23 protein-coding genes are annotated in these 24,442 nt (G+C 31.5%); 6 read left to right on the plus strand and 17 right to left on the minus strand.

The genetic code is table 11. The annotated features are described in order from the left end of the window. Positions 1–138: 138 nt before the first annotated feature. The 7 genes from NSA47_RS13990 to NSA47_RS14020 form a co-directional block, all read right to left on the minus strand. Positions 139–624 (minus strand): COG2426 family protein, encoded by a 486-nt coding sequence (locus NSA47_RS13990; protein WP_257533024.1) that lies wholly within the window; start codon positions 622–624, stop codon positions 139–141. Positions 625–851: 227 nt separating this feature from the next. Beyond that, positions 852–2,858, minus strand: coding sequence for an oxidoreductase (locus NSA47_RS13995; RefSeq protein ID WP_257533026.1), 2,007 nt, complete (start codon positions 2,856–2,858; stop codon positions 852–854). 532 nt (positions 2,859–3,390) lie between these two features. After that, positions 3,391–4,740 carry a Gfo/Idh/MocA family oxidoreductase gene (locus tag NSA47_RS14000; protein WP_257533028.1) on the minus strand — a complete coding sequence of 450 codons (1,350 nt, stop codon included), beginning with the start codon at positions 4,738–4,740 and terminating at the stop codon, positions 3,391–3,393. A gap of 37 nt (positions 4,741–4,777) precedes the next feature. Next, positions 4,778–5,086 carry a polysaccharide biosynthesis C-terminal domain-containing protein gene (locus NSA47_RS14005; protein WP_257533030.1) on the minus strand — a complete coding sequence of 103 codons (309 nt, stop codon included), beginning with the start codon at positions 5,084–5,086 and terminating at the stop codon, positions 4,778–4,780. Further along, a complete protein-coding gene (locus NSA47_RS14010) occupies positions 5,031–5,351 on the minus strand; it encodes a lipid II flippase MurJ (protein WP_306811192.1) in 321 nt (106 codons plus the stop codon). Before NSA47_RS14010 ends, NSA47_RS14005 begins: the two co-directional genes overlap by 56 nt. Before the next feature lie 971 nt (positions 5,352–6,322). Then, positions 6,323–6,730: a glycerol-3-phosphate cytidylyltransferase gene (tagD, locus tag NSA47_RS14015; RefSeq protein WP_257533033.1), complete on the minus strand. Its 408-nt coding sequence runs from the start codon at positions 6,728–6,730 to the stop codon at positions 6,323–6,325. Between the two features lie 85 nt (positions 6,731–6,815). After that, positions 6,816–7,982 (minus strand): nucleotide sugar dehydrogenase, encoded by a 1,167-nt coding sequence (locus tag NSA47_RS14020; protein ID WP_257533035.1) that lies wholly within the window; start codon positions 7,980–7,982, stop codon positions 6,816–6,818. A gap of 268 nt (positions 7,983–8,250) precedes the next feature. Here NSA47_RS14020 and NSA47_RS14025 point away from each other — a divergent pair, with 268 nt between their 5' ends. The 6 genes from NSA47_RS14025 to NSA47_RS14035 all read left to right on the plus strand — a co-directional run bounded on the left by NSA47_RS14025 (position 8,251) and on the right by NSA47_RS14035 (position 11,315). Then, entirely contained in the window at positions 8,251–9,246 is a 996-nt protein-coding gene (locus tag NSA47_RS14025) for an LCP family protein (RefSeq protein ID WP_257533037.1), read from the plus strand. Between the two features lie 514 nt (positions 9,247–9,760). Next, positions 9,761–10,057 carry a helix-turn-helix domain-containing protein gene (locus NSA47_RS14030; protein WP_257533039.1) on the plus strand — a complete coding sequence of 99 codons (297 nt, stop codon included), beginning with the start codon at positions 9,761–9,763 and terminating at the stop codon, positions 10,055–10,057. A 98-nt stretch (positions 10,058–10,155) separates the two neighbouring features. Then, complete coding sequence (locus tag NSA47_RS15520) at positions 10,156–10,416, plus strand: helix-turn-helix domain-containing protein (RefSeq protein WP_373370333.1); 261 nt, start codon at positions 10,156–10,158, stop codon at positions 10,414–10,416. Between the two features lie 255 nt (positions 10,417–10,671). After that, entirely contained in the window at positions 10,672–10,791 is a 120-nt protein-coding gene (locus NSA47_RS15525; RefSeq protein ID WP_373370334.1) for an IS3 family transposase, read from the plus strand. Between the two features lie 23 nt (positions 10,792–10,814). After that, a complete protein-coding gene (locus NSA47_RS15530) occupies positions 10,815–11,054 on the plus strand; it encodes a DDE-type integrase/transposase/recombinase (protein ID WP_373370335.1) in 240 nt (79 codons plus the stop codon). 18 nt (positions 11,055–11,072) lie between these two features. Further along, positions 11,073–11,315 (plus strand): IS3 family transposase, encoded by a 243-nt coding sequence (locus NSA47_RS14035; RefSeq protein ID WP_257533041.1) that lies wholly within the window; start codon positions 11,073–11,075, stop codon positions 11,313–11,315. A gap of 595 nt (positions 11,316–11,910) precedes the next feature. Here NSA47_RS14035 and NSA47_RS14040 read toward each other — a convergent pair. The 10 genes from NSA47_RS14040 to NSA47_RS14085 all read right to left on the minus strand — a co-directional run. Next, positions 11,911–13,179 carry an oligosaccharide flippase family protein gene (locus tag NSA47_RS14040; protein WP_257533043.1) on the minus strand — a complete coding sequence of 423 codons (1,269 nt, stop codon included), beginning with the start codon at positions 13,177–13,179 and terminating at the stop codon, positions 11,911–11,913. A 35-nt stretch (positions 13,180–13,214) separates the two neighbouring features. Continuing rightward, the gene (locus NSA47_RS14045) at positions 13,215–14,405 is read right to left on the minus strand and encodes a CDP-glycerol glycerophosphotransferase family protein (RefSeq protein WP_257533045.1); all 1,191 of its coding nucleotides are present in this window, start codon (positions 14,403–14,405) and stop codon (positions 13,215–13,217) included. Between the two features lie 70 nt (positions 14,406–14,475). After that, positions 14,476–15,465, minus strand: a complete 990-nt coding sequence (locus tag NSA47_RS14050) for a glycosyltransferase family 2 protein (protein ID WP_257533047.1) — start codon at positions 15,463–15,465, stop codon at positions 14,476–14,478. Positions 15,466–15,498: 33 nt separating this feature from the next. After that, positions 15,499–15,978, minus strand: a complete 480-nt coding sequence (gene pssE / locus NSA47_RS14055; protein WP_257533049.1) for a PssE/Cps14G family polysaccharide biosynthesis glycosyltransferase — start codon at positions 15,976–15,978, stop codon at positions 15,499–15,501. Then, a complete protein-coding gene (gene pssD, locus NSA47_RS14060) occupies positions 15,975–16,445 on the minus strand; it encodes a PssD/Cps14F family polysaccharide biosynthesis glycosyltransferase (RefSeq protein ID WP_257533051.1) in 471 nt (156 codons plus the stop codon). The genes pssE and pssD overlap by 4 nt, the downstream gene beginning before the upstream one ends. 40 nt (positions 16,446–16,485) lie before the next feature. After that, entirely contained in the window at positions 16,486–18,810 is a 2,325-nt protein-coding gene (locus NSA47_RS14065; RefSeq protein ID WP_257533053.1) for a glycosyltransferase, read from the minus strand. Positions 18,811–18,915: 105 nt separating this feature from the next. Then, the gene (locus tag NSA47_RS14070) at positions 18,916–19,659 is read right to left on the minus strand and encodes a sugar transferase (RefSeq protein WP_257533055.1); all 744 of its coding nucleotides are present in this window, start codon (positions 19,657–19,659) and stop codon (positions 18,916–18,918) included. A gap of 320 nt (positions 19,660–19,979) precedes the next feature. Further along, positions 19,980–21,782 (minus strand): LCP family glycopolymer transferase, encoded by a 1,803-nt coding sequence (locus NSA47_RS14075; RefSeq protein WP_257533057.1) that lies wholly within the window; start codon positions 21,780–21,782, stop codon positions 19,980–19,982. 244 nt (positions 21,783–22,026) lie between these two features. Continuing rightward, a complete protein-coding gene (gene galU, locus NSA47_RS14080) occupies positions 22,027–22,941 on the minus strand; it encodes a UTP--glucose-1-phosphate uridylyltransferase GalU (RefSeq protein WP_257533059.1) in 915 nt (304 codons plus the stop codon). 124 nt (positions 22,942–23,065) lie between these two features. Then, positions 23,066–24,442 (minus strand): N-acetylmuramoyl-L-alanine amidase family protein (locus tag NSA47_RS14085; protein ID WP_257533062.1); only part of this gene is annotated, 1,377 nt, incomplete at its 5' end.

Raw genomic sequence — 24,442 nt, forward strand, 5'->3', positions numbered from 1 at the left:
AAACAATTTATTAGAAAGCTTATACTAAGAAAAAACTATAAAAGATTTATATAATAGAAATAGAACGATATGGCTCAAAGCCATATCGTTCTATTTCTATTATAGCATTATTCTTCTAGATAAATCAGCCTTTACGGGTTAGGAAAGAACATTCACCACTCCATGGCTTAGGGTCATAATGAGGATGGCTGCAATCAAATTGCCAAATAAAATAGCAGGAAAAGCCCATTTAAATCGGATATTCAGTAGGGCTGCTATTAAGGTGCCAGTCCATACTCCTGTCCCTGGTAAAGGAATAGCCACAAATAACACTAGTCCCCATGCCCCATATTTTTGAATCTTGTCACTTTTACTTAAGGATCTATCGGTCAGTCTTTCTATGGTTTTCCTAAATAGTTTGGTTTTTTTTAAAAGATCAAAGGCGGGTCTAATGCCAAAGAGCAATATAGGTACCACAGCTATACTTCCAATAAAGCTAAGAATTGTGGAATGCAAAGGAGATAAGCCAAAGGATACCCCTATAGGAATGGCTCCCCTTAGTTCGATGATTGGTAAGGCTGCGATGAGTATAACTGCAGTTTCAACGGATAAAAAATTAAATATTTCCTGTATAAGTTCCCCCATTTAGTGTTCTCCTTTGATGCAAATTTAAATTTGCTGTATTTTTTAAAATATTACTATTTTTGCGAATAATAACTATCCTTTTACTATTTTAATATGTTTAATAGTATATGTCTATGGTTTTATGCCCTTCAGGAAGGTTATTCCTTTTCTTCACTAGAAACCTTGGCCATATAAAACGCCCTCCAGTCAAAATCCGCTGGAGGACGTTTTATATGCATTTATTTATATTATATTCTTCTGGCCGCGTGGAAGCCTTCATGAACAGCTTGTATGATTTTCCGTGGATTGTTTACATCTCCTACAGGAATAATTTCCATCTCTTTGCCATTTCTCCTTAAATCCTCCAATAATTTTCTTTCAGCCTTTAAACCTAAGGCACAAACTACTGCATCTCCCTTATATTCAACTTCTTGATTGTCTACTGTACATTTTACATATTTTCCAGTCATTTCATCAATTTTATGGTCTACCCTTACCTTTACTCCTAATTCTGCAAGTTTAGAGTTTAATACCCACTTGGTATAGATGGCTAGATCCATAGCAGGCTCAGGTAACTTATCAATCATAGTAACATTTTTCCCTAATTCTGCTAAGAACATTGCCACTTCACAACCTATTAGACCGGCACCACATACGATAATGTCCTTTCCTTCAGGGATATTCCCATCTAGTACCTTCAGGGGATCAACTATTGTGGTATCTTCTGCACCCTTTATCCCCGGTTTATAAGTAACTGCTCCTGTGGCTACAATGACCGTATCAAAGTTCCCTTTCTTAATCATTTGTGCAGTAACCTCTGTTCCCGTTTTAATCTTAGCCCCACTATTTTCTACTGCATGAATTAAATATTTGGTATAATCACGATAGTCTATTTTAAAGTCTGGCAAGCCTACATAATATAAGGCTCCACCTAGTCTATCGTCTTTTTCAAATAAAGTCACATCATGTCCTCTTTCCATAGCTGTTAAAGTAGCTTGCATGCCTGCCGGTCCCGATCCTACAATGGCAACCTTTTTCTTCCTTTGGGTAGGAGATACTTGAACAAATCCCTCAAATTCCTTTCCTGCCTCAGCATTTACTGCACAGGAAATTCCTCGAAAAGCCATTACTTCTCCTAAACATTCGTTACAGCGAAGACAACGACGTATCGTTTCTGCTTCTCCCTCAGCAATCTTGTTGGCATAGTCAGGATCTGCAATAGTCTGACGTCCTATAGATACAAAATCAGCTTCATTCTTTTCTAGAATCTCCTCTGCCATCTCAGGAGGTATACTTCCTACGGTGATCACTGGTACTTTTACATATTTTTTCACCGCTGCCGCAAGATGTTTTAAGGATCCTCTTGGAGTATAGTTTGGTGGTACCCACATCGATGTGGCTACTCCTTGACTTAGGTTTTTCCCCTCTGCTGATTCTTCCCCAGCCATGACCGCATTATATTTGTGTAATCTTGAATCCCATGTTCCTGCAGAAACATGGATAGCATCTGCTCCTGCTTCCTCAGCCCATTTTGCAAAAGTGCAGGCTTCTTCAAGGGTTATACCATTGGGAACATCTTCATCGGCAGATAGACGATAGATTAATGGAAAATCTTCCCCCGCATGTTTCTTCATAGCTCGAATGGTTTCTAAGGCAAATCGTGCCCTATTTTCAAGACTCCCCCCATATTCATCTGTTCTTCTGTTGGTATAGGCTGAGAGAAACTGTAATGGCATGTACCCATGGGCACCATGTAGTTCTACTGCATCAAAGCCACATTGTCGAGCTCTTTGAGCTGCCATTGCGTATTTTTCAATTAACTCTTTAATTTCTTCTATAGTCATTTCCCTAGGAGTATCATCAGGTAGTTGAAAAGTTCCTACTCCTGATGGAGATATGGGTTGTTCACCGGTTACTCCCTCACTAGCAAAGCATCCACCATGGGCCAACTGCAGACAAACTTTTGCTCCTCCAGAATGTGCAGCATGAGGTATACGACTAAGTCCTGGCATAAAACCAACCTTGGTGATTTCAATCTCTCCCGGAATGACCCTTCCTAAGGGATCGGGACAACAAACCTCGGTAATAATCAATCCTACTCCTCCATTTGCCCTTCTTGCATAATAGTTCACAATGACATCAGATACCGTACCATCTGCTGCCGCAAGATTTGTGCCCATACCCGGCATAATCATGCGGTTTTTTAATTCTAAATTTCCAATTTTCCCTGGCTCTAACAACTTTTCAAATTTCATCATTATCCCTCCATTTTTTGTTATTATCTCTTCTATTATTGGTCTATTCTTATTAAGGAATTCATTAATCTTGCTTGATTTTCCTTTGAGAGATAAAAAAAAGAAATCCCCTATCTTTGTGCACATGTACAATATAGGATTTCATTTTTTTATTTATTGAATATCTTGTATTATAAGAGAAACCTTTCGTTGAAGGATAAATTCAACGAAAGGTTTTTCCTCTTATATATATTCCTCTAGTCTCCTAGATTGGTATCAACACCTAATCCCCTCTAATCTAAGCAATACAAGTCCCTTGTATAAACCTTTTCCTTTACATCCTCAAGTTCCTTAGACAATCTATTGGACACTATTACATCAGATATCTTCTTATAATTCTTCGAAGTCCTTTACCACCCGTGAATTATAAAAAAATCTTCCTGAAGAACTGGTTCATAGACTACGACCTTTATCCTTTTCATGACTCCCTGTATGGATGAGACTCTAAAATTATTGGAATTGGTTTTCATGGTTGGTGTTTTTACTACAACTATTATATTTTTTTTATATTTTTTCCTAATAAAAATTCTTCGATAATACTATTAATTTTCGTTGATTCATCCGGGTTAAGTTTATATGTTTTCATATTCCCCTTATTTATCATGGAAACAAATTCTGCTAATTCATATCTTAACCCATCGCCTTCAAATTTTTGATAATATTTTTTATTCTCTCCAAAATTTTCAAAACGCATTTCAAAGTATTCTGTTTTCCACCAGGGAGAGGGCACATAAATATATCCTTTAGTACCTGAGATAATTAAATCACCCTCTGACTTAACTCCTAATCCTACCTTAGCTGTAGCAATAGCGTCTTTATATTCCAAATTAATCTTTGTAAATAAATCTATTTCTTTCTCACTATCATAATAGGAGTAAAAAGTAGTATTTTCTATATCCTGTCCTAATAGTTTAATAATTGCTAATAAAGGATACGATGCCAATTCTGTAACACTACCACCTGCATGTTTGGGATTTAATTCTCTTAGATTCCCTTCCACCAATTTTGTAAAGGTAGCATCAATATTTTTAATTTTACCTATAAGGCCACTTTTAGCCACACTTATCAACCTTATAAATCCTGGTGCATAGGCTGTTTTGATAGCTTCTAAAAGAACACAATCTTGTCTTTTTGCTAAACGATATACTTCCTGTGATTGCTGCGCTGATAAGACCATAGGCTTTTCACATAATACATGTTTTCCTTTAGCAAGTGCCTTCTTTACATACTCGTAATGAGTCAGGTGAGGAGATGCGATATATACTGCATCTATTTTTTCTAGAAACTCATCATAATCTAAAGAATAAAAGGCCAGTTCATGCTCTTTCACAAAATGATCAAGGGAAATAGGATTAGGTCCAAAAACCCCTTCAACATTTACTCCACTAACAAACTTTGATTCTTTAATAAATCTATTAGCAATTCTTCCATATCCTACTAGCCCTAAACTAAGTATTCCATTGTTTTTTGCTCGAAGTTCTGTACTCGATATTCCCTTTGTTCTTTCTAAATACACTACCTCACAATATTCTTTTAGATAATCAAATTTGCCTATCCAATCAGATCCTATAGCAAAAATATCAATATTATATTTAAGAATATCATTGATCTTCTGGCCCTCATATTCCTCAATAATGATTTCATCTGCTAAACCACTATTTTTAATGTTTTCAATACGTTTCATAATATCTTGCTGAACATTCAATTTCCCCCGACTATCATCATAATTATCAGTAGTGACTCCTACAATAAGATAATCTCCCAACTCTTTGGCACGTTTTAATAGACGATAATGTCCCTCATGGAAAAAATCATAAGTACCGTAAGTGATAACTTTTTTCATTTGCTTACCTCCTGAAAACTCATCTAAGTATTATAATCTAATTTCTAGCAAATTTCTTTTTTACAGCACTAACCAATGTCTCTACTTCTTCGATCTTCATAAAGTAAATAACGATGAAGTAGACCAATGCTCCCACCCCTATAGAAATTATAAGAGATAAATTTCCACTTATCATCTTAAATAGAATATTATATGTTCCTTTAGCTATTATGCCCATTAGTAATGAAGCCACCAAAATTTTTACAAATGAAATACTTATATCCTTTAAACCAAAGGAACCAACCTTCTTTCTAAAGCTTACAAATAATAATATTGTACAAACAATGGCAGATATACTGGTAGCCAAGGCAAGACCACCTATGCCTATAAATCTCGAAAGAATGATAGTTTAATACTATATTTAATCCCATGGATAAAGCAGCATTAATCATTGAGGTCTTGGTATCTTGGAGTGAATAAAATCCTCTGGATATGATTTGTCTAAGCCCAAAACCAATCATTCCTAGCGAATAATAAAATAATGCACTTGAAGTCATAAATATTGCTTTTTGATCAAAATTCCCTCTGCCAAAATAGTAATGGGTAGAGCAAGATATACCATATTTTAACATGCTTATCTTTGAAATCTATAATAAAACAATATTTATCTCTCTCTTTATAGATAAAAGAGATTAACAATAATAGTTGAGGTGCAGTAGCAATAACACTCCCGATAGCTAGAATGATTATGTTTGTTTTGGAACTCAAAAGTATCGACAATTTAGATAGTATTGTAATTATCATTAAAAGAATATCTATTTTTTTATTTTAAATTTTCCTCATTTCAATTAACTTCCTTTTTTCATAAATTATAGGCATAAACTTTATATTAGTTTTCTAAGAATAATTCTTTCTACATAATAGTTTAGATACAGATTTTTACAAAAGTTGCTCACATTGTAATCTAGAAAAAGTTAATATAAAAATAGAACTATTAGCTATTCTATGTAGTTCTATTCTAGAATAACTATTATTTTGTAATTAATTATTTTTTACGGATTATGATAAAAATGGAAACAATGAAATTTCCAAATTCAATGGCGGAAAAGGTCCATTTTAAACTCTAATAAAGTAGTTACTAACATAACACTCCATATCCCTTTTCCCGATAAAGGAATATTTACAAACAGCATCAATCTCTATACACTATATTTTTTAATCTTTATACTTTTACTTAAGGATTTTCTTGTAAATTTTTCTACGGTCTTTTAGATAATTCTGTATACTTTAGAAAATTTAAAACTAGTCTAATAGTGAATAGTATATAAATGTATTGCTATGGTCCTATAAAACCTAAGATAGTAGATTATATAGGTGATAGACCAAAGGATATTCCTATAAGAATTCCCTCTTTTAGTTTGATAATTAGTAATACTTCTATGGGTATAACTGCTAATTCAACAACTTAAAAATTAAATATGCGTTGTATAAATCTCTCCATTTACTATTCTCCATCCATACAATTATGAGCATGCTTTATGTATTAAAATATTATTATTTACCTAAATAATAATTATCCTTTTGTTATTTTAAATTATAAATATTATTTAAAATCTAGGCTTTCCCCTAATCCTAAATCTTGCTTTATCTTCGTAGTAGATATTTCAGGAGTTCTCGGTAAATAAATAACTTCACAATAATCCTCTAAAAAATCAAATTTCCCCTTCCAATCTTCTCCTATAACAAAAGTATCTACTTTATATTCTTGCACATCACTTATTTTCTGCTCCCAACAAGTTTCTGGAATAACTAGATCTACATATCTAATAGCTTCTAAAAGATTTTTTCTGTCCTCGTAAGAAAAATAGCATTTTTTCCCTTTAATAGCATTAAATTCATTGGTAGCTAGAGCCACAATTAAATAGTCACCTAACTCCTTTGCAGCTTTTAATAGATTAATATGTCCATAGTGCAATAAATCGAATGTTCCATAGGTTATAATCTTTTTCATTTTATAATCCCCTCTCCGATATAATTTTTTTGCAAAATTATTGTATTATACCCAGACCAATTTAAGCTTTTATATAAAAATGTTCCTAATCCCTGTTAAATAAATCCCTTGTATAAACCTTTTCCTTCACATCTTTAAGTTCCTTGGACAATCTATTGGATACAATAATATCGGATATTTTCTTAAATTCTTCTAAATCTTTAATTACCCGTGAATTATAAAAAGAATCTTCTTCAAGAACTGGCTCATACACTATGACCTCTATCCCCTTAGCCTTTATTCTTTTCATAACGCCCTGTATGGATGAAGCTCTAAAGTTATCAGAATTGGTTTTCATGGTTAATCTATATATTCCTACTGTTTTAGGTTTTCTTTTTGTAATCATATCAGCGATATGATCTTTCCTAGTCCTATTGGCATCAACTATTGCTCCTATAATATTATTGGGAACATCTGCATAATTTGCTCTTAATTGTTTGGTATCCTTAGGTAGACAATATCCTCCATAACCAAAGGAAGGATTATTATAATGATTCCCAATTCTAGGATCAAGCCCAACACCTTCTATAATTTCCTTTGTATTTAGCCCTCTAAGCTCAGCATAGGTGTCTAACTCATTAAAATATGCCACCCTAAGGGCGAGATAGGTATTGGAAAATAGTTTTACAGCTTCCGCTTCTGTGGAATCAGTAAACAAAACAGGGATATCTTCTTTAATAGCTCCTTGTACCAATAAGTCTGCAAACTTTTTTGCCCTTTCCGACTTTTCTCCTACTATAATTCTAGATGGATAGAGATTATCATATAAGGCTTGTCCTTCCCTAAGAAATTCAGGGGAAAATATAATGTTATTTGTATTAAACTTCTCCTTAATTTCTTTAGTATAGCCTACTGGTACTGTGGATTTAATAATCATTGTGGCTTCTGAATTAATATACAAAACATCTTCTATCACGCCTTCCACAGTACTTGTATCAAAAAAATTCCTTTCAGGATCGTAGTCCGTAGGGGTAGCTATAATAACAAACTCTGCACCTTCATAGGCTTTATTTTTATCCGTAGTTGCTACCAAATTTAAATTCCTAGTGGTTAAAAATTCTTCAATTTCTTTATCTACTATTGGAGATTGTCTAGCATTTATTAATTCTACCTTTTCCTGAATAATATCTAGTGCTACTACTTCATCACTCTGGGCTAATAAGACAGCATTAGACAATCCTACATACCCGGTACCAGCCACTGCAATCTTCATATTAAATTCCTCCTACGATATATTTTAATCAAAATTATCCTATAAATATTTTCTATAGTCATTATACTACAAATTTCTTTTTTCTTGTAATTTCATTTACTCATTTAATAGTTTGTAATAACTTCTTTACATTCTCCGACATTTCTTAACAATTACTTTATTGGTATTGCCTTTACTATCTGATATAATAATTCATAGTAATAGCATAATATTCTTTGAATTATAGCCTTTACCAAAAACACTTTTATATTATGCAAGGGGGATAATCATGGCACGAAGAAACAAAAGGAATAAGAGGAAAAAAACTAGCAAATTATTATTGTTATTTATTATAGTCGGTCTTCTTGGTGGTGCCTTTGGCGCCTATGGATTTAGTATGTTAGATAAAATCAATAATACCAAGATATCTCAAAGTGATGAAGACCTGGGTATTAATAATGAAGACAACAAAAGCAGCAAGGTGGTAAATATTGCCCTCTTTGGTCTAGACCGTAGAGAAAGTAAAGGGAATACTCGATCTGATACTATTATGATTGCTTCTTTAGATAAAGAACATAAAAAAATCAAACTTACCTCTATTATGCGGGACACTTATGTAGACATTCCGGGTAGAGGAATGGATAAAATTAATCACGCCTATGCCTTTGGCGGTCCTGAATTAGCTATCAAGACCATTAATCAAAACTTTGCTATGAATATAAGGGACTTTGTAACAGTAGACTTTTATGGATTAGAAAAAATTATAGATGCTATGGGTGGAATAGAGATTGAAATTGCTTCTAATGAAGTGAATTCTTTAAATAAAAATATTACTGAAATCAATGATATTACAAAGGAAAATTCCCCTAAAGTAAATAATTCTGGTTTACAAACCTTGACGGGTAGACAAGCCGTAGCCTATGCAAGAATCCGTAATATAGGTAATGGTGATTATCAAAGAACTGAAAGACAGAGACTAGTTTTAGAACAAGTTATTCATAAGGGAATGAACGCAGGTATAACTAAGTATCCTAAATTATTAAATACAATGTTACCCTATGTAGAGACTAGTCTTTCTAAAACCGACATGGTTTCCCTTGGCACCTCTACCCTTACCTCAGGAATCAGGACTATTGATCAATATCGAATTCCTGTTGATGGGTATGGTGGTGGGCAAAAAATTAATGGAGTTTCCTATATTGTTCCAAATACTTTAGAAGATAATATTAAATTATTAAATCAATTTATTTATGAAGATATGAAAGTAACAACAAGAAAGAATTAGAATATAATACTTTTGATCTGTCAAGTGGACAGATCAAAAGTAAAAAAATATTATAAGGGTCTGATTTCTATACTCGAATGGAGTTAGACCTTTTAGTTTTCCTGCTATCAGTTTTTTTAAATCCAACCTCCAGTTGTAATTGCTTGTTTTTACCTTAAGAAGTTTAACTTATGCAGTAAGCTTTTCACTTTCTGATATCATCTCTAGATTTTTCCTTGTTGATCATCAAGTACTTCCACGCCGCCTTTTTTGTATTTTATTACTCAGTAATAAACTTGCTGATAAGAAACTAGATAATTTTCATTATCTTCAATGTAGAAAGATACAATTTCTCACTTTTTGCTTTTGTCAGTAAAAAGTGGTTCTCTCTCACTTTTATTGGTAAGTGATTGCAGATGAGTAAAGATGATTTTATATTAAAAAGGTAATAAGTATGCCGATATTATTTGTAGTCTTTCTACGAAAAAAATAATTGATGTACTCCCCAATTGTTTATTATAAGGGGAGTTTTATTATGGGAAGAAAAAACAATATATTATATGAAGTAAAAGTAATGGCTATGAAAGACTATTTTAAAGGATTAAAAAGTGTTAAGAGAATAAGTGAAGAATTAAATATTAATGTTAGTACAGTTAAAACGTCGGTTAAGATTTATTGTACAAAAGGTGAATCTGGACTGCTACCAAAGAAGATACATAACACATATTCAAAAGAGTTAAAACAAGCAGCTATAGAAGATTATTTTGCAGGTAAAGATTCTCAATGGGATATCAGTCTAAAATATGGATTATCTTCTCACGCACAGCTTTGAGACTGGATAATGAAGTATAATAGTCATGAAAAGATTAAATCATCTACAGGGGGTGACCAAATCATGACTAAAGGAAAATCTACAACAATAAAAGAGCCATTGTTAAGTATTGTATAGAAAATAGTAAAAATTATAATAAAACTGCGACAAAATATCAGGTTTCTTACCAGCAAGTTCGTAGTTGGGTATTAAAGTATGAAGAGTTAGGAGTTAATGGACTTTTAGATCGTAGAAGGAAACGTAAATCAGAAGGAGAACTGATTCAAGTTGATAAACTTAAAACAGAAATGAAACTACTTGAAGCTCAAAATAAGCGTTTAGAGATGGAGAACCTACTAAATCAAAGGGGACGAGATTAAATACTATTAAACAGGAAAATAAATATCTTTCTATCAAATCATTAGCCAGCAAAAAGGGTTATCCAATAGCAACTCTTTGTAAAGTAATAGAGATTAGCCGATCTTCATATTATAAATGGCTTAAGCAAGAAAAAAGCCAAAGAGAGCTAGAAAATGGGCATCTATCACAAATGATAAAGAATGCATATGAAGAAAGAGATGGCATTTTAGGCTATCGTCAAATGAATATCAAGATTTGCCCGTAAGAAAGACTTAATCGTTAATCATAAAAGGATATATCGGATTATGAAAGGTCTTGGACTGAAGTCTGTATGCCGTAAAAAAGGAAAAAATATATTAAATCTACCCCACAGATCACAGCGGAAAATATATTAAATAGAGATTTTAAAGCAAATAATATTCATAAAAAGTGGCTTACTGATGTTACAGAATTTAAGTATCAAAATGCAAAGAAAGCATATTTAAGTGCAATTTTAGACCTCCAAGATAGAAGCATAGTGTCTTATGTAATCGGAAAATCAAACAATAATGTACTGGGATTTAAAATATTTGATAAAGCTATCGAGACTTACCCTAATGCAAAGCCCATATTCCATAGTGACCGTGGTTTTCAATATACAAATAAAGTATTTAAATAGAAACTAGATAAAGCAGAAATGGTTCAAAGCATGCCACAGGTGGGTCATTGTATTGATAATGGACCTATGGAAGGATTTTGGGGCATGTTAAAATCAGAAATAGTATATCATGCTAAGAGGTTTAGTGATTATGAAAGCCTTAAGTTTGCTATTAAAGATTATATCGAATACTACAATACTAAACGCTATCAAAAGCGCATAAATTGCATGGTACCGTTGGAGTATCAGGATCATCTTAAAGAATTAAGTGCTTGGAAATAGCGCCAATCGATGGATTGACGCTACACGTTTTTTAATTATTTCCACTGTCTACTTGACAGGGGGCAGTTCAATGAAGCTGATAATTTACATAAAATAATTATAAATTATCCCTAGCTCAAAAACTTATATACGTTTATTAATGAGTTTAAAGGTCTCTTTAAAGAAAGTAATTGGTTAAATCTAAATTACTGGATAACAAATGCTAAAAATTTTAAAATACATGAATTAGACAGCTTTACTATTAGAATATCTAGAGACATTTATGCCATTGGAAACAGCATGAAGCCAAAATACACCAACAGCTCTTTGAAAGTGAAAGGTACGATTAATAAAGTAAAGCTTATTAAACCTATAGGCTAGGGAAGATGTAGCTTTGAATTACTAGGAATCAAGATACTTTTTTGCATAAATATTCTGATAAATATACGGGGAATTATTATTAGAACCTTATATTTTAAAATCGTCAAAAACGGGAAGGCCTGGAAAGTGTAAGACTTTGGTAATCAGAATATGTGCCACCAACGATAAAATAGAGAAGAGAGTTTTGCTTTATTTCCGTAATAAAACAGGTTTTCTACCCCAGAAGTGATCAATATTATATACGATCATGCCCACTTGATAAAGAAAATTGGTTCCTACCCTTCACCAAAATAGCCCATACTCTTATTAATAATACACAAAATTCTGTTACACATGTAAGAATGCATATTGTATATACATTCAATATACTTATAATATACAGTATTATTAACCCTACTACCTGTATTATTGCACCTAATATAGTTGAAATATTAGCATATTTAGCTAATCCTAATGGAGTCAATGTAGGAAAACCTAGTAGATAATTTGGTAAAGCTAGCGCAATAAGAGGCAGTAATAGTCTCAATATAGGTGCTGTATTTTTAAACTCATCGCCAAATAATAAAATGCAAATGGGCTCAGCGAAAATACTAACTATAATACAACCTCCTATTATGATAGGCATAAAAATTATTAAAATCTTTTTTATGAGTTTATAATCTCTACTTTTTATCATATGTGGATATAAACTATCTGCGATCGGTGAAAATGCACTACGCGCAGTTGTAACTAATTTATTTGAAGAAGTAAAATATCCTACTATATTTCCTGTAGGGTAAAGAAAACCGAGTATAAAAGTGTTTGTCGCATCATAGATTGAAGTAGCTATCCTTGAGTAAAAGTAATAACTTGAATTTTTTAAAGTTTCCCATATATAAGTACTATCTACCCTTACAAACTTAATTTTAAGCTTATGCAATACATGTGCATAAACAGTAATAACCGCACCTGTTGATCCAATAATATTCAAAATTGGAACATAGTAATACTGTGACTTTTCCTTTAGAAATACGAAAACCATTATTGTAAAAAATAATTTCACCGTAACTGTTCTATACGTTATAATTTTCATATTTTCTAAACCTCTGTATAAATAGTCAGGCAACATTGAGTTTATAGAAACATAAATAAAAAATAAGATATACAACCATGCATCCTCTTTAAGTTTTGGTATAGATAGACATAGTATTAACAATAATAAAAAAGATGTGATCATTAATAATATCTTTGCTATAACTACCGAGCTCATTATCTTAGATAGTTTTTCTTTATTATTTCTATGCTTTGCCACTTCTGCTGTTGCTGATAAAATAAATCCAAAGTCTAGGAATAATTGAAAGTATACCGTGAAGGCTGTTGCAAAGCCTAATTTCCCGTAATATTCCGGTCCAAGAATTCTAGTTTGATAAGGGACAGTAATAAACCCAAAGAAATAATTTGAAAATATTAATATATATAACATTAATGTATTATTTATAAGGGTACTATGTTTCTTAATTTTCATTGATATTCCACACTTTCTGCATATTTTCGAATTAATTATGATATAATTTTTTTGATTCTTTCAACAATTTGATGTGATGCAGTTCCATTTTCCTTAATTCCTAAATCTGTCAAAAAATTTTTTAGACTTTTCGAATATTTATTCAAATCAAATTTCTCTATAATATTAATCAACTGATCATTGTTTTCCGCTAGAGGATAAGGTAAAGACCGAATATCAAAATAAAAATTTCTGTCCTGCACATAAGACTCTATGTCTGCTGCATATAAAATAACAGGTTTATGAGTAAAAGAAAATTCAAACATTGTACTAGAATAATCAGTAATTAAGATATCACCAGCTACTAATAAATCATACATATCCGTATAATTCGTTGCATTTATTATCTTTGATGTATACTGCATAAAACTATCTTTAGATGATATATTGGGATGCAATCTAACCAAGATATTCCACTGACCTCCAAATTTTCCATCTAAAACTTTCATCAATCTATTAAAATCAATATTATATACCTGTGTACTAGAATCTGCCCTAAAAGTAGGAGCATAGATAAGAATGTGAGAATTTTCGTCTATTTTAAAATGTTTTCTTACTCGTTTTATAATTTCTTTATCTTGATTTACTAAGATATCACATCTTGGAGATCCAATTTCCAAAATTTCACTATTATACCAAAATGCTGAACGATACATATTAGTACAAAAGGTACTATTAGATATAAATAAATTAGCTATATAAGAATCATACTTTGCACTTTCAATATAGTCCTTATTAAGCCTAGATTCTACGTCTTTTTCAACTTGCTTTAAAGCAATTCCTCCATGCCATGTCTGAATATAGTATTGTTTTTTTCTCTTAGGGGGATTAAACGCAATTCTACTATTGTTAATCCATATTTTCGCTGTAGCTAATTCATACAACGCTCTTAGTGACCCATATTTAGCTACACGCACTTGCAAGGGTAACTCTGATCTTCCAATTAAATCATTTTTCAGCAACCATACAATATCATAATTAAGCTTTTGTCTTAAAATTTCCTCTACAATATATTTACCATTATCCCCATAACCTTTACCGTAATAGTTGCAAACAACTATCTTATTTCTTTTTACTGGAAAAATCCAAAAAAAATAACTGTAATTTCCATTAACAAATCGTTTTATGAATTCAATAAGTTTTTGAGGTAAAGCCTTTTTAACTATATTACGTATATTTGTATTCATTTCTAGCTTGCCTCCATTTAAAAATCAAATGAAAAATTTGTCTTTATTTGCTATTATACAATAAAATTAACTAATACCTAAGTTTTAACTTATATTTCATTTTAATAGCAATTTTCATTAATGACAAATATCTATTTATAACTAAAAATCTATATAGCTTAGTTGGCAATGGAGAATTTTTTGTGTTTTTGATAAAAATCTCATTATTTTTCCAGTTTGGTATTTTCGAATCCAGATAATCATATGCTCTACAAACTTCTTTTTTGGAACCGTTTGACATTATTATTTTTTGAATTAATATTAATATACGGTTTATACGACAAAGTTCAAACTGTTTAGGGAAAATATCTGCATGCCTATCCTCACCCAACAAGTCTGATATATTATATAGCTGATATATTCTGTGATCCATTTCAGACATAATAGAACCTTGACGCTGAAGATAATAATATAAGCAATCTTGGATACTTACGATGATTTTACTACGTGCGATTAATCTTGGTGTGGTGGCTGTATCCTCATAAATCAAACCTATAGGATAAAAAATATTATGTTTTAAGAACAATTCACTTTTATATATCTTTCCACATGCCTCTACTAACATATCACATATAACATCAGGATCATTTTGGACACTATATACTCCAGAAAGTTTTGGCTTAATGTCTTTTTTCCAATCATTATCTATATAAACAATTTTATGCCCACATTCTACTATATCAGCATCATACTTTTCAGCATTTTTAAGCAATACTTCAACATATTGTTTATGCACATAATCATCGGAATCGATAAACATAACATATTTAGTATTTACTTCTTGTAATGCAAGATTTCTAGCACTAGAAAGACCTCCATTTTCTTTATTAAGAACAATAAATAATTCTGGATATTTCAATTTGTATTCATTAATAATTTCATCACATTTATCTGGAGATCCATCATTAACTAAGTATACAATAAATTCCTTATTTGTTTGTGCCAAGATAGAATCTAAACACTTTCTTAAATATTTCTCAACTTTATATATTGGAATTATAATAGAAACTTTTTTATCCATTTTTTCTCCTTTTAATAAACTAGTTTATCTATATCATATATTTTGTATATAATCATTAATAAATTGTATTATTTTATCTCTACCACTTATAAATATTTTTGGCTGAAAAATTTTCGCTTCTCTAATTTTATCTCCGATATTTTCATCTTCTTTCAGATCTAGTATATATCCAGCTTCTACAAATTGATCAATTATTTCTACCTGATGGTCATCGTTGTGCTCATTATATTTCTTTAGCCTTGCTGTAGCAATTACTCTCTTCCTTTTTTTTACCCCTTGTATGATAGATCCTGTCCCACCATGGGTTATAATAATATCTGCATCATCGTAGAGTCTGTCCATTTCATCGGAACTAAAAAATGGTTGTATATTTAGATTTTTACTCTCATAAGGAGTATTCCCACTTTGAACGATGATTTCATCGTCAACAACATTATTTATTTTTAACTCTTCAACTTGTTTAACTAATCTAATAAAAGGCAATTCATGAGTACCTAAGGTAACTAATATCAATAAATTCCACCACCTAAATATACAGCTTTAGGGTAATAACTCTTTAAGGATTCCCATTGTACAATAAAAACATCTGAAATCGGATAAACTATTCTACCTGATAAAGTAGGAGTTTTAATTTTTGCAAAACTCTCCATGAAAATTACTTTTCTTCCAAATACTTTAGCAATATAACACATAGGCACAGCAGTATGGGCACCAGTTGTAATCACAATATCAGGCCTTACCTTTAGAAAGATAAAAAATGATTTTATACAGTTATATAGAAATTTAAAAATATATTTAAATAAATAATTCCTAGCTCCATAAACTAGGTATGAAGTTGGATATTTTTCAGATAAATCTTCCGTATAGCAAAGCTTTTCTGTTACTATATGATAATCGTATTTGCCAAAAAGTTCTTTAAACTGCATTAGTTGGGTAAGATGTCCTCCGCATGAAGAAATAAACATTACCTTCTTTTTCATAATATAGTTCCATCCTCTCAATACAATAAATAGTTTTGGATTAATTCTTCTCTATTTTTATAAATGAGTATATTTTTTCATACAACTTGTTTACTACTATATCCGAACGATAATTCTGTGCAGTATCCTTGGCATTCTTTTTCATCTCTGCCTTTTTATGAGCATTTAATTCATAATATTGAAGAATTTTATTGTATAATTCAATAGGATTATTTGCTTCAAAAAGATAACCATTATCAGAATCTTTAATGTATCCCTTTAATCCGCCAATATTTGAACCAATAACCGGTGTCCCGCAAGCCATAGCTTCCACCCCTACCAAGCCAAGACTTTCTAGTCTTCTTGTAGGAAAGATGAAGATATCCATCATGGAATAATAATCTGCCAATTCTTCATGGCTTTTTCTGCCTAAATATAGGACTTTATCCTGTAAACCTAATTCTTCAATTTTTGCTAAGAAATCCTCTCTCTGGGATCCATCTCCTATTACAAGACTCCCAAAATCAATGCCCTGTTTTTTCTTTAATGTATATAGGGCCTGCAGATAGGTATCCCATCCCTTCCCTTCATCTATTCTGGATACATATCCTATTATAAACTTATTTTCCACATCTATATTGGGAAGCATAATATCCTTTTCATGAAACAATTCTACATCTATTCCTGAAGATGGAGATATATAAATCTTTTCTTTCCCTACAGAAAATTTATCCATTACAACTTCCTTAAAAAACTCTGATGGTACAACAATTAAATCACTTTGTTTTATTATAACCTTTGTAAATACCTGTAAATACTTACTTAAGGTTTTAATTGGTATGACATCACTACCGTGAGCATTTAGAATAATTGGTTTGTCTATGAATAATTGGACAAAAATTAATGGAATTGCGGAATGGATAATATAGTGTGCATAAATAACATCATAATCTTCACTGAGTCCATATTTAATGATGTCATAATAGAATTTTAGATATTTAATAATTTTTTGAAAGATATTTGTTCCTTTTCCACAAATTACAGCCATATGAGGAAATTCTACTCCCTCTTTCTCTAAACCATCCTTAAAATTCTTTACAAATACTCCATAGGTAGGATCTTTGTCAGAAGGAAACATATTTGAAATTAAAAGAATCCTTAATTTGTCCTTCTCTTTCCCACTATATGATTTTTTATGATTATCTTGATAATATAGCAAACTGTTAAACAGGCCAATATATATCCCTATTAATCCCGAATAAATAACGTGCCCTGATATGCTAGCCACAATTAGCAATAATGTATTAATCAAAAATATTAATGCTGCATACTCATTCTTATTAGCTTTTGCAAGTATAAAAGACTTATATATAATACAAATCCAGAAACTAATTATTATTATAAAACCAAATATGCCATAATTAAAAAGAGTATCAAATAAATCCATCTCCACAGTTTGCACAGAGCCACCACCAAATAGAAATTGAAAAATATTATACTCATTCAATGAATAATTGATAGCCTCTTTTACAAAATTATTTCTTCCCGATAATAGCACACCAGCTAACCCTTGCTTCTTATAAAAGTACACCCATCTGTGAAGTAATTCTGTGTTCGCTAAATACCCAACTACCAATGCCAACATAAGTAAAAAAAATACTCCTATCCTAGCAAACTTCTTTGTATTAAAGGTAGGAAGTTTATAACCCGAAATCAGAGGAACACTCGTTGCTAAAATTACACTTCCAAATATCGCAACCTTCGTGGAAATCATAAATCCCAATATTATCGAAAAAATTGAAAATGGAACATATATGTTCTTACATTTGTTCCAAATATAATATAAAAAATATGCTGTAAAAAGTATAAATAAAGCGGAAAACTCATTCCCTGAGTAGAAGAATCCCTTAATGCCAATACCTTGCTTATAGGAATTAAATCCTAGTCCCAAAAGTCCTAATACTATATTTGCTAATATAACTGCATAATTATATTTAAATATTCTATGAATTTCCTTTATTTTATCCAAGCCACAAATAGTCATTATGTTCCTAAAATAATAAAATATTAGAGCAATAGTAAAAAATTTAAAAAAAACTAAAAAACTTTGTGCAATATCCAATAATGATTGGCCAAAATAGTAATTTCCACTTCCTGAAATGAATATAAAGCAACTTAATAACCATAAGTATAATTTACTAGTTTTATTGTCGATAGTCAGCCTACATATGACTAATAGAATAATTATTAATTTGTAAAATTGGGAAAGACTTACGGGTAAATCAATTGAACTTCTTAATAAAAATCCATTAATAGAGTCAATAAGTGTAACGAATAGTAACATATAGCAAATTACTTTATCTATAAATAACGATCTATTTTTCATTAGTTATCCCTCTTACTGTTAGTTGATTCACAAAATTGATTTATCTTACTATGGAAATATAAGGAATGGAATACCTTATCTTATAGATTATTAATTTAAAAATATCTATATAGAAATATCTTCCTTACGTAGCACCTTGCTAACTGTCTTTATTAATACTTTTATATCTGTTTTAATATTAAAATCTTCCAAATACTGTTGATCATATTTAAATTTTTCCCTATCGGTGATTTCATCCCTACCATTTATCTGAGCTAGTCCACTTATTCCTGGTTTTAGAATATCAATTCCTTTTAACTGCCTCATTTTTATTAGATATTGATGATCTTTAATCATTGGTCTAGGGCCTATAAAACTCATTTCCCCTTTAAGGATATTGATTAATTGAGGCATTTCATCGATACTTAATTTCCTTAATATCGATCCTATTTTTGTTACATAATTCTTATCATTCTTCATACTATTGGTTGGAACATTTGGTGCATTTGTAAGCATAGTACGGAATTTATATATTTTAAATGATTTACTGTTAATACCTATTCTTTCCTGCTTGAATAAGATAGGGCCTCTAGAGCTGAATTTTATTAAAATAGCAACTAATAGAAAAATTGGCAGCGTAATTATTAGCCCCAGAACCGCAAGTACTCGATCTAGAACCCCCTTCCAAAAATAATATGAGACGTATCTATTAGTATTGATAGATATACGAATATCCTCATTTTTAATATTATCTTCTTCAATAGATGTGGTAAATTGTATAACCTTATTTTCTATATTGTTAATGGACCCAGAGTGTGAAGTGAGGTTCTTTTGATAATCATATAAACTTTCACTGCCTAAATTACCCATTATTCACCATCCTCTTAATTATCTGACGTGATTTTATGTGAATTACAACTTTATTAAATCATTCTCTAAACTATTTATTTCGACATTATTTATAAGATTCCTTTTTATAGTTACTTCTTATAAAAATAATATCTAAAAATAGCATTTTTAAAACTCCTACATAATAATACCACTTTTATAATGATAAATAAAGGATTAAGCATTTCATAAGTAAATGCAATTTTTCCCTTCTATAATATTATTACTATTCCATATGTTACTTAATCACAGTGCATATGCAGTTTTCTACTTAACCTTTATAGAGTTATATTGGAAAGTTTTTATCTACTTTTCTCTGAATCACTCTTATTTAATTCTACAATTATTTTCCTTACAACAGATGCTGTCTTTCCACCACTATCCTCTACCGTATAGGTAATGGTATAGGTTCCTTCTGTATTAGTATTTACCAAACCATGTGTTTTAATTGAGTTTGTTAAATTACCATCTTCATTATCTATTGCAGTAGCTCCTGGATCAGTAAAAGCATCTCCAATATTTAGCTTTATATTTTGATTTCCATTTAATTTAATGACAGGAGCATTGTTCTCAGGAAGTGGTGGAGTCTCCCTTTTTTCTACAATTATGGTCCTAATCTTCTGAGCAGTATTTCCAGATTTATCTGCAACACTATATATTATTTTATAGCTTCCAGCTCTCTGGGTATTTACTGTTCCAGATTTCTTGATAGAACCTGTTAAATTCCCATCTTGTTCATCCCTGGCTATTGCTCCTGGATCAGTAAAGTTTTCTCCTGCCTTTATAGTGATAGTTTCACTCCCTTTTAAAGTTAAAACGGGTGGTGTTATATCCTTAAGTTGCTTTACAGTAACATTTATAGTCTGTATAACCTCTTGAACTTTTACTGTGATCGTTCCATTTCCAGAACCTACGGCAGAAACGACACCGCCACTGCTTACAGTTACTATCTTGTTATTAGAACTGCTATAGCCTACATCACCTGGGTCAAATAATTTATTATGTCCTAAGCTAGTAGTTCCACTTACAGCAATATGAGCGCTTTGTCCTATTTCTAGTATATTTTGTGTAACCGATGCTTTTAAGGAGACTAATTTTTCTTCGTAAGGGTCTTGTTTTTCTGCCTGCACGGTTACACCATATAGTTCCTTAATAAGATTTACCCGTTCCTCTTGATTAATAATCCAATAGGATAGGGCATTTAACTCTCCAAAATCCCCTGGCATCATATGAGCATTGATATTTGATTTATCCATATCTTTAGCAAATAGAGCTAGTGCTGCAATCTGATTTAAGTTCAGATTTGTTTTCACATTTTCTTGTACACTTTGATAGATCTTGGGTAAAGATGAAAACATATTAGATTTTTTGAGAGAATCGAATATAGCCATCATGATTTTTTGTTGATTTTCTGCTCTTTCAATATCTCCTCTGGGATAATGTCTATATCGTGCATAATATAAAAGTGCTTCTCCATCTAGCTTTTGATAACCTTTATTAACCACAATTCCACTTCTATCTTTACCATGTTCTTTATATAGGTCTGTTGGGACTTCTATTTCTACTCCCCCTATAGCATCTACGATTTGCTGTACTACATCCATGTCCACCGCTACATAATGGTAAATAGGTATGTCCCCTAATAATTCACTGGCAGTATCCATCAAATATTTAAATCCATCCTTTTCCTTCTCACCATTAGAGCCATTTAAATAACCATGACCATAAGCAGCATTAAATTTATCTTTTCCGCCACTATGAGCTATAGTTACATAACTATCCCTAGGGATGGATACCATATCTATTGTCTTTTCTCGTAAATTAATGGTCATTACAATATTTGTATCTGTACGAAATAACTCACTCTTCCTGCTTCTAGCAGAATTTTTATCAAAACCTACAAACATAATATTAATGATGTTCTTATCAAATTGGTCACCAATATTTATCCCTTTTTCTTCCTCTATAGGAGAAAATAAATCCTGAGGGTTTTTTAATTGGAAATAGGTATAAGCCCCATAGGCAACTCCAGAAGTTAATAAAACAATTATAATGACTAAGGTAGTATAGAATCTTTTTTTATTTTTTATTTTCCTTTTTCCCATTTTGTTTTCCCTTCTTTCTAGGGTATTATTCCGTCTCTTTATATTATGAAGCATTCTTTAAGTAGAAACAATACTGTTTTGTAACATTTTATACGATAATTCTTTAAGTTTTCTTAATAATAAGGGTAGCTTTAAGATTAAAGCTACCCTTATTATTATACTTCATTCATACCTCGTTTTAAAAACTTCCTATACTTACCAAAATATTCTCTATAATAATTTTATCTCATTTTTCCAAGATTTATTACTCGACCTTAGAAGCTGCAACCTCTGTTAAAATATCTTTAAAGGTTTCATCATGGACCAAATCCTTTAAATATTTTACAAAGTCGTCCCTCAGATCATCTCTTTTTAGAGCAAATTCAATGGTAGCGGACAAAAAGCCTAATTTGTCTCCTACATCGTATCGCTTTCCACTAAAGATATAGGCGTACATAGCTTCTTCTCTAGCTAACTCTTTTAAGGCGTCGGTAAGTTGAATTTCTCCTCCCGCTCCAGGCTTAGTGTGCTCTAGAATTTCAAAAATTCTAGGGGTAATAATATATCTACCTAAAATCGCCACATTGGATGGGGCTTCTTCTAAGCTGGGTTTTTCTACTAACCCCTTCACTTTATAGACGCTATCTTCAATATGCTTTCCATTGACAATACCATATTTCGAAACATCTTGATCTGCTACTTCTTGTACTCCTAAAACAGGGGTTTTATATTCATCATATATATCGATGAGTTGTTTTAAGCAGGGTTTTTGAGCATCTACAATATCGTCTCCTAATAGTACTGCAAAGGGTTCATTGCCTACAAAGGATTTAGCCTGTAATATAGCATGTCCCAGTCCTTTGGCTTCTTTTTGCCTGATATAGTGAATATCTACCATGTTGGAAATATCTTCTACTAATTCTAATAGATCTGCTTTCCCCTTTTCTTTTAAGGACATTTCTAGTTCGATATTTTTATCAAAGTGATCTTCTATGGAACGCTTGTTTCGTCCAGTAATAATTAATATTTCTTCTATGCCAGAGGCTATAGCTTCTTCTATAATATATTGAATAGTGGGTTTGTCCACTATTGGTAACATTTCCTTTGGTTGAGCTTTGGTAGCTGGTAAGAAACGTGTTCCTAGACCTGCTGCTGGTATAATTGCCTTTCGCACTCTCATCTGTAGTTCTCCCTTCAATTATTTATATATCTATTATAATAAATAATCTAGAAAATTAATAGCCCTACAAGAAAAGAGCGTTCAAGATAATAGATCCGAACGCTCTTTTGATATTTTATTGTCTTTATTCAAAATAATTAATAATTCCTTCAGTAACATATTTTGCAACCTTATCATGAGTTGATTTTTGTTTTAAAATTTCTAATTCTGAAGGATTGCTCATAAAACCAACTTCCAGTATTGCGCTTATTACATTGGTTTCTCTAGTTACTGCATGAAAGTCTTGATATACTCCAGCATTTTTACCATCAAGACCAAGTTTCCCATGCATAGCATTAAAGATATTATTTGCTAGTTTCAATCGATTAGCATCATCATATCCATTGTAATATCCTAAATATGGTGTTTGCAATTTTCCAGTAAAAGTTTTATTGGTTGCTACATATACCTGTGTACCTCTAGATGTTGTTGATGTTGAGGCATTGTTATGTAGAGATAGAAAAATAGTATCTTTGTATTGTTTTTGTATATCAAATACTTCCTTAAGATTCTTAGGGATGACATAGTCACCTTTACTATTCTGCTCTGCCTTAACAATTCCCACATTTTCTCTGGTTCCTACACGATGGCTATTGTCCAACACTTGTTGTATTAACTGTAACTTATACTGTAAATCGGATATCTTTGCTTTATCTCCCGAGTTTTTTGCTTTCGACAATTCACGTTCTACAATAATCTTATTAGCAATCATTGCTCTGTCGTAAAGATCTACATATTTATCAGTAGTTCTAGTGGTAATAACTGTGGCCCCCTGGGCAACAAGTGCATCCCTTAACTTTAGTCCCATAGAAAGATTTAAATCTTTTTCATTAATTCCTGAACGATGGGCTCCCCCATCTATCCCTCCATGACCTATATCAAGGATTATGGTTTTACCAGTGAGAGGCAATGAATTATATATCTTTCCGTCCTGGGCTAGTTTTAGCAATTCCTTTGTTTGATTGAGTATCCCACTAGGCACTGCAGGCGCTATTAAAATTCTATTATAGTACGATATAGCTGTATCAAAATTTCTTTGACTATGATACCTCTTGGCTAAATTTAACATGCTTATTGCACTACTAGCTATACCTTCTTTAAATTCTTCTCCACTATACAATTCATATCCTTGAATGTACAGGCTAAATTTTTCACTAGCGTAGGGTGAAGTATTGGCCTGTGCATAAAGCTTTTCCCTGGTTATACCATGATTCGCTAGATTTCTGTATTCCCGTGATTTATTCTTAATATTTTCTGGTACTGAATCTATATTTATAATTCGATCATAGTAATCAATCGCTGTATTAAAACTTTCTTGCCTGTGATATTTTTTTCCTAAATTTAATATATTTACTGCACTGCTGGCTACACCTTCTTTAAATCTACTATCATTTGGGTATAACTCATATCCTTTTATATACAGGTTGAATTTCTCACTTGCATAGGGTGAATTATTAGCTTT

The sequence above is a fragment of the Irregularibacter muris genome (assembly GCF_024622505.1).
Lineage (GTDB): Bacteria > Bacillota > Clostridia > Eubacteriales > Garciellaceae > Irregularibacter > Irregularibacter muris.

What these genes read in the sequence shown, in the direction of transcription:
- galU (WP_257533059.1), bottom strand. Translation starts at nt 22,941, where the DNA reads ATGAGAGTGCGAAAGGCAATTATACCAGCAGCAGGTCTAGGAACACGT.
- NSA47_RS13990 (WP_257533024.1), bottom strand. Translation starts at nt 624, where the DNA reads ATGGGGGAACTTATACAGGAAATATTTAATTTTTTATCCGTTGAAACT.
- NSA47_RS14040 (WP_257533043.1), bottom strand. Translation starts at nt 13,179, where the DNA reads ATGAAAATTAAGAAACATAGTACCCTTATAAATAATACATTAATGTTA.
- NSA47_RS14035 (WP_257533041.1), top strand. Translation starts at nt 11,073, where the DNA reads ATGGTTCAAAGCATGCCACAGGTGGGTCATTGTATTGATAATGGACCT.
- NSA47_RS14050 (WP_257533047.1), bottom strand. Translation starts at nt 15,465, where the DNA reads ATGGATAAAAAAGTTTCTATTATAATTCCAATATATAAAGTTGAGAAA.
- NSA47_RS14065 (WP_257533053.1), bottom strand. Translation starts at nt 18,810, where the DNA reads ATGAAAAATAGATCGTTATTTATAGATAAAGTAATTTGCTATATGTTA.
- pssD (WP_257533051.1), bottom strand. Translation starts at nt 16,445, where the DNA reads ATGAAAAAGAAGGTAATGTTTATTTCTTCATGCGGAGGACATCTTACC.
- NSA47_RS13995 (WP_257533026.1), bottom strand. Translation starts at nt 2,858, where the DNA reads ATGAAATTTGAAAAGTTGTTAGAGCCAGGGAAAATTGGAAATTTAGAA.
- tagD (WP_257533033.1), bottom strand. Translation starts at nt 6,730, where the DNA reads ATGAAAAAGATTATAACCTATGGAACATTCGATTTATTGCACTATGGA.
- NSA47_RS14000 (WP_257533028.1), bottom strand. Translation starts at nt 4,740, where the DNA reads ATGAAAAAAGTTATCACTTACGGTACTTATGATTTTTTCCATGAGGGA.
- NSA47_RS14025 (WP_257533037.1), top strand. Translation starts at nt 8,251, where the DNA reads ATGGCACGAAGAAACAAAAGGAATAAGAGGAAAAAAACTAGCAAATTA.
- NSA47_RS14010 (WP_306811192.1), bottom strand. Translation starts at nt 5,351, where the DNA reads ATGTTAAAATATGGTATATCTTGCTCTACCCATTACTATTTTGGCAGA.
- NSA47_RS14030 (WP_257533039.1), top strand. Translation starts at nt 9,761, where the DNA reads ATGGGAAGAAAAAACAATATATTATATGAAGTAAAAGTAATGGCTATG.
- NSA47_RS14075 (WP_257533057.1), bottom strand. Translation starts at nt 21,782, where the DNA reads ATGGGAAAAAGGAAAATAAAAAATAAAAAAAGATTCTATACTACCTTA.
- NSA47_RS14020 (WP_257533035.1), bottom strand. Translation starts at nt 7,982, where the DNA reads ATGAAGATTGCAGTGGCTGGTACCGGGTATGTAGGATTGTCTAATGCT.
- NSA47_RS14070 (WP_257533055.1), bottom strand. Translation starts at nt 19,659, where the DNA reads ATGGGTAATTTAGGCAGTGAAAGTTTATATGATTATCAAAAGAACCTC.
- NSA47_RS14045 (WP_257533045.1), bottom strand. Translation starts at nt 14,405, where the DNA reads ATGAATACAAATATACGTAATATAGTTAAAAAGGCTTTACCTCAAAAA.